The sequence below is a fragment of the Mycobacterium sp. genome (genome assembly GCF_032159775.1).
Classification (GTDB): domain Bacteria; phylum Actinomycetota; class Actinomycetes; order Mycobacteriales; family Mycobacteriaceae; genus Mycobacterium.
Map to the genome: position 1 here is coordinate 37757 of NZ_JAVHWK010000179.1, position 16543 is coordinate 54299.

General features: G+C 65.7%; 17 protein-coding genes and 2 tRNA genes. 11 read left to right on the forward strand and 8 right to left on the reverse strand.

The genetic code is table 11. The features are described 5' to 3' along the window. Positions 1-63: 63 nt before the first annotated feature. The 4 genes from QOJ24_RS23330 to QOJ24_RS23345 all read left to right on the forward strand — a co-directional run bounded on the left by QOJ24_RS23330 (position 64) and on the right by QOJ24_RS23345 (position 2679). Positions 64-876, forward strand: coding sequence for a fumarylacetoacetate hydrolase family protein (locus tag QOJ24_RS23330; RefSeq protein ID WP_526265603.1), 813 nt, complete (start codon positions 64-66; stop codon positions 874-876). Beyond that, positions 873-2354, forward strand: a complete 1482-nt coding sequence (gltX, locus tag QOJ24_RS23335; RefSeq protein ID WP_526265605.1) for a glutamate--tRNA ligase — start codon at positions 873-875, stop codon at positions 2352-2354. Before QOJ24_RS23330 ends, gltX begins: the two co-directional genes overlap by 4 nt. 117 nt (positions 2355-2471) lie before the next feature. After that, positions 2472-2543, forward strand: a tRNA-Gln gene (locus QOJ24_RS23340). Between the two features lie 63 nt (positions 2544-2606). After that, positions 2607-2679 (forward strand) — tRNA-Glu (locus QOJ24_RS23345). Between the two features lie 12 nt (positions 2680-2691). Here the strand turns inward: QOJ24_RS23345 and QOJ24_RS23350 are convergent. Further along, complete coding sequence (locus QOJ24_RS23350) at positions 2692-3393, reverse strand: IclR family transcriptional regulator (RefSeq protein WP_526265607.1); 702 nt, start codon at positions 3391-3393, stop codon at positions 2692-2694. Between the two features lie 39 nt (positions 3394-3432). Between QOJ24_RS23350 and leuC the strand changes: the two genes are divergently transcribed. The 3 genes from leuC (at position 3433) to QOJ24_RS23365 (ending at position 6325) form a co-directional block, all read left to right on the forward strand. Further along, a complete protein-coding gene (gene leuC, locus QOJ24_RS23355; protein WP_526265609.1) occupies positions 3433-4866 on the forward strand; it encodes a 3-isopropylmalate dehydratase large subunit in 1434 nt (477 codons plus the stop codon). 14 nt (positions 4867-4880) lie between these two features. After that, the gene (gene leuD, locus QOJ24_RS23360) at positions 4881-5480 is read left to right on the forward strand and encodes a 3-isopropylmalate dehydratase small subunit (protein ID WP_526265611.1); all 600 of its coding nucleotides are present in this window, start codon (positions 4881-4883) and stop codon (positions 5478-5480) included. Positions 5481-5677: 197 nt separating this feature from the next. After that, positions 5678-6325, forward strand: a complete 648-nt coding sequence (locus QOJ24_RS23365; RefSeq protein WP_526265613.1) for an HU family DNA-binding protein — start codon at positions 5678-5680, stop codon at positions 6323-6325. 64 nt (positions 6326-6389) lie between these two features. Here QOJ24_RS23365 and QOJ24_RS23370 read toward each other — a convergent pair whose 3' ends face one another. The 5 genes from QOJ24_RS23370 to cofC form a co-directional block, all read right to left on the reverse strand. Next, a complete protein-coding gene (locus tag QOJ24_RS23370) occupies positions 6390-7106 on the reverse strand; it encodes a methyltransferase (RefSeq protein ID WP_526265615.1) in 717 nt (238 codons plus the stop codon). After that, complete coding sequence (locus QOJ24_RS23375) at positions 7093-7350, reverse strand: methyltransferase family protein (RefSeq protein WP_526265640.1); 258 nt, start codon at positions 7348-7350, stop codon at positions 7093-7095. The genes QOJ24_RS23370 and QOJ24_RS23375 overlap by 14 nt, the downstream gene beginning before the upstream one ends. A gap of 173 nt (positions 7351-7523) precedes the next feature. Then, the gene (gene mutT1 / locus QOJ24_RS23380; protein ID WP_526265617.1) at positions 7524-8459 is read right to left on the reverse strand and encodes an 8-oxo-(d)GTP phosphatase MutT1; all 936 of its coding nucleotides are present in this window, start codon (positions 8457-8459) and stop codon (positions 7524-7526) included. Between the two features lie 36 nt (positions 8460-8495). After that, the gene (locus QOJ24_RS23385; protein ID WP_526265619.1) at positions 8496-10646 is read right to left on the reverse strand and encodes an RNA degradosome polyphosphate kinase; all 2151 of its coding nucleotides are present in this window, start codon (positions 10644-10646) and stop codon (positions 8496-8498) included. Between the two features lie 72 nt (positions 10647-10718). Continuing rightward, positions 10719-11363, reverse strand: a complete 645-nt coding sequence (gene cofC, locus QOJ24_RS23390; protein ID WP_526265621.1) for a 2-phospho-L-lactate guanylyltransferase — start codon at positions 11361-11363, stop codon at positions 10719-10721. 93 nt (positions 11364-11456) lie between these two features. Between cofC and QOJ24_RS23395 the strand changes: the two genes are divergently transcribed. From QOJ24_RS23395 to QOJ24_RS23405, 3 genes are all read left to right on the forward strand, one after another. Beyond that, a complete protein-coding gene (locus QOJ24_RS23395; RefSeq protein WP_526265642.1) occupies positions 11457-12437 on the forward strand; it encodes an NAD(P)H-dependent glycerol-3-phosphate dehydrogenase in 981 nt (326 codons plus the stop codon). A gap of 3 nt (positions 12438-12440) precedes the next feature. After that, positions 12441-13544 (forward strand): cystathionine gamma-lyase, encoded by a 1104-nt coding sequence (locus QOJ24_RS23400; RefSeq protein ID WP_526265623.1) that lies wholly within the window; start codon positions 12441-12443, stop codon positions 13542-13544. 61 nt (positions 13545-13605) lie between these two features. Next, positions 13606-14736 (forward strand): D-alanine--D-alanine ligase family protein, encoded by a 1131-nt coding sequence (locus QOJ24_RS23405; protein WP_526265625.1) that lies wholly within the window; start codon positions 13606-13608, stop codon positions 14734-14736. Here QOJ24_RS23405 and QOJ24_RS23410 read toward each other — a convergent pair. Continuing rightward, positions 14733-15281 carry a DUF3515 family protein gene (locus QOJ24_RS23410; protein ID WP_526265626.1) on the reverse strand — a complete coding sequence of 183 codons (549 nt, stop codon included), beginning with the start codon at positions 15279-15281 and terminating at the stop codon, positions 14733-14735. The genes QOJ24_RS23405 and QOJ24_RS23410 overlap by 4 nt on opposite strands. 10 nt (positions 15282-15291) lie before the next feature. After that, on the reverse strand, positions 15292-15534 hold the full coding sequence (locus tag QOJ24_RS23415) for an Lrp/AsnC ligand binding domain-containing protein (RefSeq protein ID WP_526265628.1): 243 nt from the start codon (positions 15532-15534) through the stop codon (positions 15292-15294). A gap of 104 nt (positions 15535-15638) precedes the next feature. On the opposite strand from QOJ24_RS23415, the gene QOJ24_RS23420 reads away from it, so the two are divergent. Then, the coding region (locus tag QOJ24_RS23420; protein WP_526265630.1) for a thiamine-phosphate kinase at positions 15639-16543 on the forward strand (905 nt) is incomplete at its 3' end.

Sequence of the window (16543 nt, forward strand, 5' to 3'; positions counted from 1 at the left end):
ATGGGACAGCTCGCGAGAGGAGTGGCTGCCGACCGACGCAGAGCCGCCCACTAGGCTGGGCTGATGCGCCTAGGCCGAATCGCCAGCCCCGACGGGGTCGCCTTCGTCAGCGTCGAAGGATCGCCCGATGACCCCGCCGCTGTCGTCAAGGAGATAGCCGAGCATCCGTTCGGCAACCCCACCTTCACCGGGCGGCAGTGGCCGCTGGCCGACGTCCGCCTGCTCGCCCCGATCCTGGCCAGCAAGGTGGTCTGCATCGGCAAGAACTACGCGGCGCACATCGCCGAGATGGGCGGTGCGGACGCGAGGAGCAATGGCGGGCTCGGTGAGTTCGCCGATCCCATCATGTTCATGAAGCCGAACACCGCGATCGTCGGGCCGAATGTGCCGATCCAGCTGCCCGCCGACGCCGATCCAGTGCACTTCGAGGGAGAGTTGGCGGCCGTCGTCGGCAGGCCGTGCAAAGACGTGCCCGCGGCCCAAGTGGCCCAGAACATCCTCGGTTACACCATCGCCAACGATGTCTCGGCGCGCGATCAGCAGAAAAAGGATGGGCAGTGGACCCGCGCGAAGGGCCATGACACGTTCTGTCCCGTCGGGCCGTGGATTTCGACCGATGTCGATCCGACGGACCTCGCGATCCGCACCGAGGTCAATGGCGAAGTCAAGCAGGACAGCCGGACGTCGAACATGATCCACGACGTCGGCGCGATCGTGGAATGGATCTCGGCGGTGATGACGCTGCTGCCCGGTGACCTCATCCTGACGGGGACACCTGACGGCGTCGGACCGATCGAAAACGGCGACACCGTGAGCATCACGATCGAGGGCATCGGAACGCTGACCAATCCCGTTGTGCGCAAGGGAAAGTCATGACGCAACGGGTCCGGGTGAGGTTCTGCCCGTCACCGACCGGCACGCCGCACGTCGGCCTGATTCGCACCGCGTTGTTCAATTGGGCTTACGCGCGGCACACGGGTGGCGACTTCGTCTTCAGGCTCGAAGACACCGACGCCGAACGCGACAGCGAGGAAAGCTATCTCGCGCTTCTGGACGCGCTGAACTGGCTTGGCCTGAACTACGACGAGGGCCCCGAAGTCGGCGGACCGTACGGTCCCTACCGCCAGTCCGAACGCCGCGACATCTATCGCGACGTGGTGGAGCGACTGGTTGCCGCGGGGGAGGTGTACGAGGCGTTCTCGACCCCCGACGAGGTGGAGGCCCGCCATCTCGCTGCGGGGCGCAACCCGAAACTCGGCTACGACAACTTCGATCGCGACCTCACCGACGACCAGCGTGCCGCCCTCCGCAAAGAAGGACGCAGACCGGTACTGCGGCTGCGGATGCCTGAAGACGCAATCACCTGGAAAGACCTCGTCCGCGGCGAAACGACATTCGCGCCGGGCAGCGTGCCGGACTATGCGCTGACCCGTGGGAGCGGCGATCCGCTGTACACGTTGGTCAATCCGGTCGACGACGCGCTGATGAAGATCACCCATGTGTTGCGGGGCGACGACTTGTTGTCGTCCACGCCGCGTCAGATCGCGCTGTACCGGGCGCTGATGCGCATCGGTGTGGCCGAACGCGTTCCGGAGTTCGGGCATATGCCCGCCGTGCTCGGCGAGGGCACCAAGAAACTGTCCAAGCGCGATCCGCAATCGAATCTCTTTCTGCACCGCGACCGCGGCTTCATCCCCGAGGGGTTGCTCAATTACCTGGCGCTGCTTGGTTGGTCGATCGCCGACGACCGGGACGTGTTCAGCATCGAGGAGATGGTCGCGGCTTTCGATGTGACCGACGTCAACTCGAACCCCGCCCGCTTCGACCAGAAGAAGGCCGATGCGCTCAACGCCGACCATATTCGGCTGCTGACCGTTGACGACTTCACCGAACGGCTGCGCGCGTATTTCGAAGCGCATGCGTATGACACCGGGCTCGACGACGAGCAGTTCGCCGAGGCCGCGAGATTGGTACAGACCCGCATTGTCGTGCTCGCCGACGCGTGGGAGCTGTTGAAGTTCCTCAACGACGACGAGTTCGCGCTCGACGAGAAGGCGGCGGGCAAGGAACTGCGCCCAGAGGCCGGCCAGATACTCGACGCCGCGCTGAGCGCACTCGAAAACGTCGACGCATGGAAGACCGACACGATCGAAGAGGCCCTCAAGGTCGCGCTGCTGGAGAACCTGGCGGTCAAGCCGCGCAAAGCCTTCGGTCCGATCCGGGTCGCGGCGACCGGCGCGTCGATCAGCCCACCGCTGTTCGAGTCGCTGGAGTTGCTCGGCCGCGACCGCAGCCTGCAACGGCTCACCGCCGGCCGCGACCGTGCGGCAGCGGCAGTAGTCCCCGACGCGTGAAAAAGCGACGCGGAATCTTTGGTAATCTGCACGTCGGCCCGGCATCACAGCCATGTTGTCCGTCAACTGTCTGCGAAGTCGGAAAATAGCCTGTGACCAGCGGTTACAGGTGGCCGATGGGGTATGGTGTAATTGGCAACACAGCGGTTTCTGGTACCGCCATTCTAGGTTCGAGTCCTGGTACCCCAGCGCAGCGAACGAATTGGGTGGGCATTGGCTACTGAGCTATGCTGGCCCAACGAAATAGTTCTAGCCCCCGTCGTCTAGCGGCCTAGGACGCCGCCCTCTCACGGCGGTAGCGTGGGTTCGAATCCCATCGGGGGTACACAGAAATTTTCTACAGGCGGCGGGTCAGCGCATCAGCGGCGGCCACCAGGTCAGCTGCCCATCGCGCGCCTGGCCTGCGGCCGATCCGGTCGATCGGCCCCGACACCGATACCGCCGCGATCACCTGACCGCGCCCGTCGCGCACAGGCGCAGACACACTCGCCACACCCGGTTCGCGCTCGGCAACGCTTTGCGCCCAGCCGCGCTTGCGTACCTCCGCCAGAGCGCGGTCGGTGAACTTGGCCGTTGGCAATACCGCTTGCTGCGTTGCCGCATCGCTGTAGGCGAGCAGGATCTTGGCTCCCGATCCTGCCGTCATCGGAAGGCGCGTACCCACGGGCACCGTATCCCGCAGTCCCGCAGGTGGTTCCAAGGCCACGAGGCAAATTCGTGATGTGCCCTCGCGGCGGTAGAGCTGCACGCTCTCGCCGGTGATCTCGCGCAGCCTCGGTAGCACGACGGCACCGGCAGCCAACAGGGGGTCGTTGACCTGACCGGCCAACTCGACGAGTGCGGGCCCGAGCCGCCAGCGCCCCTCGTCGTCGCGGGCGAGCAGCCGGTGAACCTCCAGACCGGCGGCGAGTCGGTGCGCGGTCGCCCTCGGCAGGCCTGTCCGCTCGCACAAGTCCGCAAGTCCGCACGGCTTTTCGGCAATCGCGTGCAGCACACCCACCGCTTTGTCGAGCACGCCGATTCCGCTATCCTGTCTCACAAGGAGATACTACCGTCCCAGATTGTGAGATAGTCAAGTATGACGAGTGATGCGCGGCCCCGCACGATGGCAGAGAAGGTATGGGATGACCACGTCGTCGCCCTTGGCACAGGCATCGGTGACGCCCGCGAACCCGATCTGATCTACATCGACCTACACCTCGTGCATGAGGTGACCAGCCCGCAGGCGTTCGACGGGCTCCGGCTCGCCGGCCGCGGCGTTCGGCGACCGGATCTGACGATCGCCACCGAGGATCACAACGTTCCGACGATCGACATCGACAAGCCGATCGCCGATCCCGTGTCGCGCACTCAAGTGGAAACTCTGCGGCGCAACTGCGACGAGTTCGGCGTCCGGTTGTATCCGATGGGCGACGTCGAACAGGGCATCGTGCACATCATCGGACCACAACTCGGTCTCACCCAGCCCGGTATGACGATCGTCTGCGGTGACAGTCACACATCCACCCACGGCGCGTTCGGTTCCATTGCGATGGGCATCGGCACCTCAGAGGTCGAGCACGTTCTCGCCACGCAGACGCTGCCGCTGAGTCCGTTCAAGACGATGGCGGTCAACGTCGACGGCAAGCTGCCCACGGGAGTCAGCGCAAAAGACATCATTCTCGCCGTGATCGCGAAGATCGGTACCGGCGGCGGACAGGGTCACGTCATCGAATACCGGGGCAGTGCCATCGAGGCGCTGTCGATGGAAGGCCGGATGACGATCTGCAATATGAGCATCGAGGCCGGCGCGCGGGCAGGCATGGTCGCACCCGACGAGACGACGTATGAATTTCTGCGCGGACGTCCGCACGCGCCGACGGGTGCGGACTGGGATGCGGCGATCGCGGCGTGGGACCGGTTGCGAACCGACGACGGTGCCGAATTCGACACCGAGGTGTACATCGACGCCGCGACGTTGAGCCCGTTCGTCACGTGGGGCACCAACCCCGGGCAGGGCGTGCCGCTGTCCGAAGCGGTGCCCGACCCCGAGTTGATGCTCTCCGACGACGAACGCCAATCCGCCGAAAAGGCGTTGACGTACATGGATCTGCAACCCGGCACAGCCATGCGCGACATCCCGGTTGACGTGGTCTTCGTGGGTTCATGCACCAACGGCCGGATCGAAGATCTGCGCGTTGTGGCCGAGGTGCTGCGCGGACGCAAGGTCGCCGACGGCGTGCGGATGCTCGTGGTGCCCGGTTCCATGCGGGTGCGCGCACAGGCCGAATCGGAGGGTCTGGGCGAGGTATTCACCGCTGCCGGCGCGGAGTGGCGACAGGCGGGTTGCTCGATGTGTCTTGGCATGAACCCCGACCAGTTGTCGCCGGGACAGCGATGCGCCGCGACGTCCAACCGAAACTTCGAAGGCAGACAAGGTAAGGGTGGCCGAACACATCTGGTGTCGCCCGCCGTCGCCGCCGCGACCGCTGTGCGCGGCACTTTGTCTTCGCCCGAAGACCTGAACACATAAAAGGAGACCCACCCATGGAACCGTTCCGCACGCATACAGGCATCGGCGTTCCGTTGCGCCGGTCCAATGTCGACACTGATCAGATCATTCCAGCGGTCTACCTGAAGCGGGTGACCCGAACGGGTTTCGAGGATGGGCTGTTCGCGTCGTGGCGTAACGATCCGTCGTTTGTCTTGAATCTGAGCCCGTTCGACAAGGGTTCGGTGTTGGTCGCCGGACCCGATTTCGGCACCGGTTCATCGCGCGAACATGCGGTGTGGGCGCTCATGGACTACGGCTTCCGGGTCGTCATCTCATCTCGATTCGCTGACATTTTTCGCGGGAATGCGGGCAAGTCGGGGTTGTTGGCGGCAGAAGTTTCTCAAGATGATGTCGAACTGTTGTGGAAGCTGATCGAGCAGCAGCCAGGTTTGGAAATCACTGTGAACCTTCAAGATCGGAATGTGGCCGCAGGAACGGTCATGCTGCCGTTCAAGATTGACGACTACACAGCGTGGCGGTTGTTCGAAGGACTTGACGATATAGGTCTTAGCCTGCGGAAACTCGATGAAATCGAGTTGTATGAATCTAAGCGGCCGCAGTGGAAACCACATACCTTGCCCGCATCGGGATAGCGAGAAAGCAACCGGAATTAGGGGTCGCCAGACGGGTCCGCCGACCCCCTCGCCAGCAGTCAAGCGCGCCAAGCGGATTGCGGAAATTTGTGCCAGCAACGCCTGAAATTGCGCGTGGCTCTTGGAAATCAGTGGTAAGTCGTATTACCGTGTTCTTCTAGTTGGTCCAGGGTGGATCACTGGTGTGGAGGTTTTGCATGAATAAAGCAGAGCTGATCGACGTACTCACGAAGAAGCTCGACACGGATCGGAAGACGGCAACCGATGCCGTCGAAAACGTTGTCGACACAATCGTGCGTGCGGTGCATAAGGGTGACAGTGTCACCATTACCGGTTTCGGCGTCTTCGAACAGCGGCGCCGTGCAGCTCGGGTCGCGCGTAATCCGCGCACCGGCGAGACAGTGAAAGTGAAGCCAACGTCCGTGCCGGCATTCCGGCCCGGTGCTCAGTTCAAAGCGGTTGTCTCTGGCGCGCAGCGCCTCTCGGCGGAAGGACCTGCAGTGAAGCGTGGAAGTGGAAGCGGTACGGCCCGTAAGGCCGCCAAGAAGACGGCGGCGAAGAAGACGGCAAAGCGCACCGCCGCCAAGAAGACGGTGAAGCGCGCAGCCGCCAAGAAGACGGTGAAGCGTGCCGCCGCCAAGAAGACGGTGAAGCGCAGCCCCGCCAAGAAGGCGACCAAGGGCACCGCTGCAAAGAAGGCGACCAAGCGCACCGCCGCCAAGAAGACGGCGAAGCGCAGCCCGGCCAAGAAGGCGACCAAGCGCACTGCCGCCAAGAAGACGGCGAAGCGCAGCCCGGCCAAGAAGGCCGTGCGTCGTTCGCCGGCCAAGAAGGGCCGTCGCTAGTTTTCAATCAGATGCGCCGTGGGTCGTCGCGACCCACGGCGTATCTGCGCGTCACACCGATCGGCTAGACCGCGACGGCCTCGACGATCGATGCCGGCCCGACAGTGCCGACCGTTCGGGTGTGTCGGAACCCGGCCTGGCTCAACAACTTGGCGTACTCGGCCTCCGTGCGCTCCCTGCCGGTAGCGGCAACGAGCATCTCCAGGTCGAGGAGTTTCGACAGGTGCTCACGATCGTCGTCGGGCACCACGGCTTCGACGATCAACACTTTCGCGTCGGGTTTCATCGCGGCGCGCACGTTGCGCAGGATCGGCAACGACTTCTCGTGGTCCCAGTCGTGAACGATGTGCTTGAGCACATAGGCGTCGCCGCCTGCAGGCACCGAATCGAAAAAGGATCCTCCTACGGTGGCGCATCGATCCGACACATCTGCCGCCTCGAAAACCGCGGGCGCGCCCGCCACGACCGATTCGGCATCGAACAGAATTCCGCGGCTCTTCGGTGATCGACGCAGGATCGCGGAAAGCGACAGCCCGTGGCCGCCGCCTACGTCGACGATCGTGCCGAACCCCGAGAAGTCGTAGGCGGTCACCACTACCGGCGTTTCCATCCTCGAGATGCTCGTCACGCCGTCGTCGAACACCGCCGCCAGCTCGGGGACGTCCTCGAGCCATGCGAATGTCGGCTTGCCCCTCAGTTCTTCGATTGCGCATCGCCCCGTGCGCACCGAGTGCGACAGCCGGCCCCAGTGTTCCCAGTGCAATGGGTCACCGACGAACAAACACGTATCCCCGCATCGAATCGGGTGCGTCGGCGCGCAGGGCCTCACCCATCGGCGCGAGTGCGAACCGCCGGTCGCGATTTTGAATGAAGATGCCGCGGCTAGCGAGTAGTCGCATGAGTCGATACACCGCGTCTGGATTCGCGTCGACCGCCGCCGCGACCGCATCGGCCGACTGCGGACCGTCGCGGAGCGCTTCGATGATGCGAGCTTGGTCGCGGTATAAACGCCCTGCACAACCCAGGCCGTCGAAATCAGGTCGAGGACTGAGGCACCCGGCGGCTGGAGCCTGCGCTCGAACCGACGCAGTCGGCGCCGCAACGAGTCGACTGCACGGGCAACGGGAAGCGGCGGAAGTTTGGGCTGCGGGTCCGCGGACACATGTCGCTCCTCGGGCTCGGCCGGTGCGTGAGCCGACTACTTCTTGATAGCGAGCGGACTACCGATGTGGTCGGCCGCCACCAAATGGCCCTGCCATGATGACAGCACCCAGGTGCTGCCCTTGCGGTTACGTGACTTGTCGGGTCGCACGCCTTCGCGGTCGCACCACCACGCGATCAGATCCGGTATGACCTTGCCCTGCGTGCAGATGACGGGCGTGCCGGCAGCGGCCGCGATCTCGAGGATGCGGCGGCGGGCCGGTTTGCGGTCGTCTGCGTAGGCCTCCTCGGTCAGCAGCGGTTCGTTGTGAATCGCGACGCCGAGTTCTTCAGCCAACGGACCAAGGGTCTGCTCGCATCGGACGCGATCGGCCGCGTAGAGCGTGTCGGCGCCGAACGCCAACAACTGACCGACCAACGATTCGGCCTGGGCGCGGCCGCGCTTGTCCAGCGGGCGTAACCGGTCGTCGCCCTTGTAACGGGACTTGCTGCCCGCGGTGCCGTGCCGAACGATCAAGATGTTCTTGGTATCGGCGGGCAGCTTGGCGAACCGGCGCAACACCTTCCGGTCGTGCGGGTATTGGACCTGTTTGATGGCCGCCGAAACGGGCAGCCACTTCAACTCGTCGACTTCGTCGTTCGGTGTGAATTCACCGTCGACCGTGCGGGCCGCCCAGTACCGCACCTTCTTGATGCCTTGTGTTTCGACGCGATAGCTCACCGATGTCAGCCGCCTACCGAGGTGCGCGGTGTAACCCGTCTCCTCGGCCACTTCGCGTACCGCGGTGATCGGCTCGCTCTCGCCCGCATCGACCTTGCCCTTGGGCAGTGACCAGTCGTCGTAACGCGGCCGGTGGATGACCGCGACTTCTGGCTCCGCGCCGTCGTCACTGGCACGCCACAGAACCGCGCCCGCCGCGAGCACGGTCTTGTTCGCCGGCGCAGCGTCCTTGGCGGAGGAATCCTTTGGCATCTCAACTCCTGCAGGTCATTGAAACCGCGGGAATCCTCAATGATGCCGGTGGCGTTCCATCAGCCACACCTGGTGATCGCGCACGGTCTGGCCCTCCTGTGGTGAAGCGGTCCAATTTCCGTCGGCTCCCAGTTCCCAACACCGGGTGGCCGGATTCATCGTCGAGTCGAACACCTCGTCCAATTGCGTCTTCAGCCTCGGGTCCTTCACTTGCGCCATCACTTCGACTCGGCGGTCCAGATTACGATGCATCATGTCGGCACTTCCGATCCAGAACTCGTCGATGGCGCGGAAGTGAATAACGCGTGAGTGTTCGAGGAACCGGCCCAGAATCGAGCGCACGACGATGTTCTCGGAGAAGCCGGTGACCCCCGGCCGCAGTGCGCAGATGCCGCGTACCACCACCTCGACCCGCACACCGAACTGCGAGGCCCGATAGAGCGCGTCGATGACTTGTTCGTCGACCAACGCGTTCGCTTTGACGCGAATTCTGCCCTCGGCACCGTCGCGGGTGGCTGCGACTTCGCGTTCGATGCGTTCGATGATGCCTCTGCGGACTCCGTTGGGGGCGACGAGAAGATTGCGGTAGGAGTCCTTGCGCGAATAGCCGGTCAGCGAATTGAAGAGGTCGGTGAGGTCGGCGCCGATGTCGGGGGCGGCGGTCAGCAGGCCGACATCCTCATACAGCCGAGCGGTTTTCGGATTGTAATTTCCCGTGCCCACATGGCAGTAACGCCGGATCGCCGAGCCTTCCCGGCGCACCACGAGCGCCGTCTTGCAATGTGTCTTCAACCCGATCAATCCGTACACCACGTGCACGCCCGCCTGCTCGAGTGCGCGTGCCCACTTGATGTTGGCCTGCTCGTCGAACCGCGCCTTGATCTCCACCAGTGCGACGACCTGCTTACCGGCCTCGGCGGCATCGATCAACGCGTTGACGATCGGGGAGTCGCCCGAGGTGCGATACAGCGTCTGCTTGATCGCCAACACGTTCGGGTCGGCGGCCGCCTGTTCGATGAACCGCTGCACGGTGGTGGAGAACGAGTCGTACGGGTGGTGCACGAGGACATCGCCGTCGCGCAGCGTGGCGAAGATGCTCTTCGGTGTCTCCCGTTCGCCGAACGCGGGCGGGGTGGCCGGCACGAACGGCGGGTCCTTCAACTGCGGCCGGTCGACGCCGTAGATCTGCCACAGCGACGACAGGTCCAACAGCCCGGGCACCTCGATGACGTCGCCGGGGTTCACGTCGAGCTCGCGCAGCAGCAGCTCCAACATGTTCTCGGTCATGTCGTCGGCGACCTCGAGCCGCACCGGCGAGCCGAATCGGCGGCGGGCCAGTTCGCGCTCGAGTGCCTGCAACAGATCCTCGTCCCGGTCTTCTTCGACTTCGAAATCCGCGTTGCGGGTGATGCGGAACGCATGGTGCTCGACGATGTCCATGCCGGGGAACAGCACCGGCAGAAACGCCGCGATCAGTTCCTCCATCGGCAGGAATCGCAGGGCGCCGTCGCGGCTGTCGAGTTCGACGAACCGGTCGACGTTGTCCGGCACCTTGATTCGGGCGAAGTGCTGGCCGCCGTCGTCGGGAACCTTGACGGTGATGGCCAGGTTGAGGCTCAGCCCGCTCACGAACGGGAACGGATGCGCGGGATCGACGGCCAGCGGCGTGAGTACGGGGAACACCTGCTCGTGGAAGTAGGTCGAGAGCCTGCCCCGCTCGTCGTCGTCAAGCTGTAGCCACGTGACGATGAGAATGCCCTCGTCGGCGAGCGCCGGGCGCACCGAGTCGAGGAACACGTGCGCGCATCGGTTGGCGATCTGCTGAGTGCGTTCACTGATTCGTCGCAGTTGTTCGCGGGGGGACAGGCCATCCGCCGAGCGCACGGACAAACCCATCTCGTCGCGACGTTTCAGGCCCGCGACGCGGACCATGTAGAACTCGTCGAGGTTCGACGAGAAGATCGCAAGGAATTTCGCCCGCTCGAGTAGCGGAAGTGAAGTGTCGGCGGCCAGCGCCAGCACGCGGGCGTTGAAGTCCAGCCAGCTCAGCTCGCGGTTGAGGTACCGCTCCTCGGGCAGCGGGTTATCCACGGTCGGTGCCGTCGCCGCAGGTGGGGCTTCAGGCGCCGAATCACCCGGCACCACATCGGCGTCGCTGGGTCGAACTTGGGCCTCGGCTTCGGTCATTGCATCGATCATTCCTCATCGGCTGGCGGAACTGCTACCGACGGCCAAATCCTCAAGCGCCGTTTACCTTGGTCAACCGATGGCCTGCACCGTCGCCGAACCCACGCCCAGTCGGCGGGCCATCATCAAGTCGTCGGGCGTATCGATATCGCAGCGCAAACCCGGCCATGCCCCTGTCAGCTCGATGGCTCCGGAGTGCTGGTGCCTTCGAGCCGAGTCGGGCCCGAACCGAGGTTCCAACGGAACGTCGAAAGCAAACAGCGCCGACGTGCCGGTGCCGTGCCGGTCACCGACGAAACTGCGGGGGTAGCTGCGGGCAGCGGCGATTGCCTCTGCGAGCTCCTGCGGTTGAAGTGCGGGTAAATCACCTTGCAGCGCAACGATATTCGGTGTTGACTCGCGAACAACCGCCTCCGCAGCAGCGATCGCGTTGTTCAACGGATCGCGGTGACCGTCTGGTGTCGGGTCGGTGAGTGCCAGTGCCCCCAACTGCCGTGCGGTGTCGGCAGCAACCTGGTCTGGGGTGACGACGGTGACCGACCGCAGCGCGGGCACCGCGAGCGCGGCCCTGATGGTGTCGACCATCATCGCCAGCACCACGGCTTCCCTGGTCGCTGCCGAGAACACCGGAGCCAGTCTCGTCTTGGCGGCGGCGAGCCGCTTGACCGCTATGACCAGTCCGATGTCGGCCGGCGCGGCTGTCTGCGTGCCGCTCATAACAACTCATCCTGCCAGCCCCGGTCTTCCGCGCAGCCGGGGCGTGGTGGCGGCACGCCAGGCTAGGGTGAAACCGTGGTGAAGGCGGCGGTGATGGGTGCCGGTGCGTGGGGGACGGCGCTGGCGAAGGTGTTGGCGGACGCGGGCAATGACGTCACGCTGTGGGCCCGCCGCCAGGAACTGGCCGACGAAATCAACGACATCCATCGCAACCCCGAATATCTCGGCGACGTCGCACTGCCGGAGTCGATCCGCGCCACCGGTGACCCGGCTGTGGCACTGGACGGCGCGTGCACCGTGCTGCTTGCGGTGCCGTCGCAGACGCTTCGGCCCAATCTGACCGGCTGGGCCGCGCTTCTCGGCGATGACGTGACGTTGGTCAGCCTGGCCAAGGGCATCGAGCTGGACACGCTGATGCGGATGAGCCAGGTCGTGCTCCAGGTGACCGGCGCCGACCCGTCGCGGGTCGCTGTGGTCACCGGACCGAACCTGGCCAGCGAGATCGCCGAAGAGCAGCCGGCGGCGACCGTCGTCGCCTGCGCGGACTCCGGGCGTGCGGTAACCCTGCAGCGAGCGCTTGCCACCAAGTACTTCCGCCCGTACACCAATGCCGACGTCATCGGAGCCGAGGTCGGCGGCGCGTGCAAGAACGTCATCGCACTGGCCTGCGGCATGGCGGCAGGCGTTGGGATGGGCGAGAACTCGGTCGCGGCGATCATCACCCGTGGGCTCGCCGAAATCATGCGGCTGGGAATCGCGCTCGGCGCAAAACCCGCCACGTTGGCCGGCCTGGCCGGCGTTGGTGATCTGGTTGCGACGTGCACGTCACCGCATTCGCGCAATCGCACGTTCGGTTCCCGGCTCGGCACGGGAGATTCGGTGGAAGAGGCCAAGCTGGCGGGCGGCGGGCACGTCGCAGAGGGTGTCACCTCGTGCGACTCGGTGTTGGCGCTTGCGGCGAGCTATGACGTCGAGATGCCGTTGACCGACGCGGTTCATCGGGTGTGCCACAGAGGATTGTCCGTGCCCGAGGCGGTCGCGCTGTTACTCGGCCGCAGCACCAAGCCGGAGTAGGACGTGACCGGCCCGTACGGAGACTCCACCAGAAGCGTCAAAGCCGTTGGGGCCGAAGCGGTCCCGGGAGCACCGGTGACACCGCCTCCTGTTCCTGCGGCCGCCTACCACATCCCGCCGAGCGAAGACGATTCACTCGACAGCTACGGGCGATATCACAATCCGACCTGGCGTCAACTGGAATCGGCCCTGGCCGAGCTGGAAGGTGCCAGGGCGGCACTGACATTCGGTTCCGGGATGGCGGCGATAACGTCGGTGCTGCGAGCGCTCACCAAGCCGGGCGCCACGCTGGTAGTGCCCGCCGACGGCTACTACCAGGTGCGCCGCTATGCGGTTGAATACCTTGCTCCGCAAGGCATCACCGTGATCCAGGCGAAGTGCGCAGACATCATCGATGCCGCGTCGGGTGCCGACGTGGTGCTCGCCGAGACGCCGTCGAACCCCGGCCTGGACGTGGTCGACCTGCACGCCTTGGCGATGACGTGCCGGAACCGCGGGGCAACCCTCATCGTCGACAACACCACCGCGACACCTCTTGGGCAGCAACCGTTGTCGCTCGGCGCCGACCTCATCGTCGCCAGCGCCACCAAGGCGCTGTCGGGTCACCACGACCTGCTCGCGGGGTACGTGGCCGGATCTCACATCGACCAGATGGCGGCGATCGAGCAGGAGCGTCGAATCGCGGGCCCGATCCTCGGTGTATTCGAGGCCTGGCTGATCTTGCGCAGCATCGCCACCGTGGGTCTTCGGTACGAGCGCCAGTGCCAGAACGCGCTCGCGTTGGCGCTGACGCTGCGCGCGCATCCGGCCGTGCGATCCGTGCGGTATCCGGGCCTGACCGACGACCCTTCGCACGAGGTCGCCAAAAGGCAGATGAAGCGCTTCGGCGGTATTGTGTCGATCGAACTGGAAAACGCAGAAGCAGTCCATCGTCTGGTGCGCAACAGCGACCTGCTCGTCTCCTCGACCAGTTTCGGCGGCATCCACAGCTCGGTGGATCGCAGGGCGCGTTGGGGCGACCCGGTCGGCGAGGGCTTCGCCCGCATCTCCGCGGGCATCGAGGACACCGACGACCTGATCGCCGACATCGACCGCGCGTTGGGGTGAAAGTGCAGGTCGCAACGGTAGATCGTGCGACTTCCGAACGGGGCGGTAGCCTCTCTAGGTTGTGACTGCCCGCCACCGAGCCGGCTCCGCCGGTCGCGTCCGTGTTGCCGTTGTCTACGGCGGACGCAGCTCCGAGCACGCGATCTCCTGTGTTTCCGCAGGAAGCATCCTGCGCCACCTCGATCCAGAGCGCTTCGAGGTGGTGGCGGTCGGCATTACGCCCGGCGGCTCGTGGGTGATGACGAACGCCGACCCGGACACCCTGGCCATCGCCGATGGACGGCTACCGGAAGTCAGCGGAGCGTCGGGAACCGCACTGGCTCTGCCTGCTGACCCCGGTCGCGGCGGTCAGCTGCTGTCGCTCGGTCAGGGCGCCGCCGGGGAGCTACTTGCCTCGGTCGACGTGGTGTTTCCGGTGTTGCACGGACCCTACGGCGAGGACGGCACCATCCAGGGCCTGCTCGAACTGGCAGGTGTGCCGTACGTCGGGGCGGGCGTACTGGCCAGTGCGGCGGGTATGGACAAGGAGTTCACCAAGAAGCTGCTCGTCGCCGACGGCCTGCCCATCGGCGACCATGTGGTGCTTCGACCTCACCAGGCGACACTCGAGCGCTCGGAGCGCAACCGGCTCGGCCTTCCCGTGTTCGTCAAACCCGCGCGCGGCGGCTCGTCGATCGGCGTCAGCCGGGTCACGGCGTGGGATCAGCTGAGCGCCGCCATCGAAGACGCGCGTAAACACGACCCCAAGGTGATCGTCGAGGCGGCGGTGCCGGGGCGCGAACTCGAATGCGGCGTCCTGGAATTCCCCGACGGCAGGGTCGCGGCGAGCACCGTCGGTGAGATCCGGGTGGCAGGCGTTCGCGGCCGGGAGGACGCGTTCTACGACTTCGCCACCAAGTACCTCGAGGACGCCGCCGAATTGGACGTGCCCGCCAAGGTCGACGACGAGGTCGCCGACGAGGTCCGCAGGCTGGCCATCCGGGCGTTCCGTGCGATCGACTGCCAGGGTCTGGCGCGTGTCGACTTCTTCCTGACCGACGACGGCCCGGTGGTCAACGAGATCAACACCATGCCCGGGTTCACCACGATCTCGATGTACCCGAGGATGTGGGCGGCCAGCGGCGTGGATTACCCGACCCTGCTTGCCGCGATGGTGGACACCGCGCTGGCCAGGGGAACCGGGCTGCGCTAGCGAGGGGCCCCGGGGTCGAGCGGCTTGGCGGGCATCGCCTTCGCTATCGCCTCCGAGATCTCCTGGATCGGTGTCGGGCCCGACCCGCTGGGCAGCGTAAGTGCTATATATACCGGGCGATCCACGGCGAACCAGGTGCTCCTGTCCGCCTCGGTCAGCTCGAACCATTGCACGGCGTCGACGACTTGGAGCGGCGCGCCGACGACGAATTCGGCGGGCCGGTCCAGCCCGCAGCGCAGGATGACTGGGTCGGCATCGGGTGAGTTCTGCCACGCCGCGACGCCCGTGTTCGTGGTGTCCACCACGGCGCGCCGGTAGTCACCCAGCTGATCGGGCAGCGCGGCCAACAACGCGGTGCATTCGGGGCTTGCCGATTTCGGCGCGGGCACCGTCGCGACGGGGACCGGCTGCAACTGCTCAGGCAGTTGCCGGACTGCCGCTATCGCCAGCACCGTGACGATCGCGGCGACGGCAAGCCCGACCGCGGCGATGAGCAAGGAGCGCGGCGGACCGTCGCCGTCGTCGTCGTCGGTCGTGGATGCCACGAGGCCAACTTTAGGGGCGAGGTCCGTCGGCGATGGGGCAGGTCAGCGTGCGGGTGATGCCCGCGACCTGCTGGACGTTCGGCACGACCGTGTCCTGCAGGTCGCTCATCGTGTCGGCTCCGATGCGCGCCACGACGTCGTACGGTCCGGTGACGTACTCGGCGGAGCGCACACCGGCGAGCTCGGCCAGCTGTTTGGCGACGACCTCGGCGCGGCCGACATCGGTCTGGATCAGCATGAAAGCCTCAACCACCCGGTGTGTCCTCCGTTCCGCTGCATAGACTCCACGCCGCAGGGTCCAAAAGTACCGCAGGATTGCCCGGGGTTCAGCGCACGAATGAGGGGCAGGAGGGTGCCATGGCCAGCGACGAGCCCGCAGACAGCCTGGCTGGGCTGGGGGAGTTCGCCGTCATCGACCGGCTGATCGCCGACCGGGATCAGCCCGCCGTCGTCGCCGTGGGTCCGGGCGACGACGCCGCCGTGGTGACCGCGAGCGACGGCAGGACGGTGGTGTCCACCGACATGCTGGTGGAGGGCAGGCACTTCCGGCTGGACTGGTCGACGCCTCGCGAGGTCGGCCGCAAGGCGATCGCCCAGAATGCCGCCGACATCGAGGCGATGGGGGCCGCGGCAACCGCATTCGTCGTGGCGTTCGGTGCACCGGGGGGCACGTCGGCCGCCCAGGTGCTGGAACTCGCCGACGGTATGTGGCAGGAGGCGCGCAGGTTCGGCGCCGGGGTCGTCGGCGGAGATCTGGTCAGCGCTCCGCAGTGGGTGATCTCGGTAACGGTCCTCGGTGACCTGGCCGGACGCGCACCGGTGCTGCGCTCTGGAGCGCGGGTGGGTGACACACTGGCACTCGCGGGCAGTCTCGGTCGGTCAGCTGCCGGATATCACTTGTGGCACAACAACTTCGAGGGCTTCGCCGCCCTGCGGGCCGCGCATCTCGTTCCGGAACCGCCGTACGGTGCGGGTCGCGTCGCCGCCGACGGTGGCGCGACGGCGATGACCGATGTCTCCGATGGGCTGTTGGCCGACCTTGGCCACATCGCGGATGCGTCCGGAGTCGCAATCAACGTGTCGACCGCCGACCTGGCGGTCGATCGTGATGCCCTGGCCGAAACCGCCGTGGTCGCAGACGTCGACGCGTGGACCTGGGTGCTCGGCGGCGGGGAAGACCACGCGCTGGTCGCGACGTTTTCCGGCACACCGCCGCGGGGATGGCGAGTGATCGGAACGGTGCTCGACGGGCCGCCGCGAGT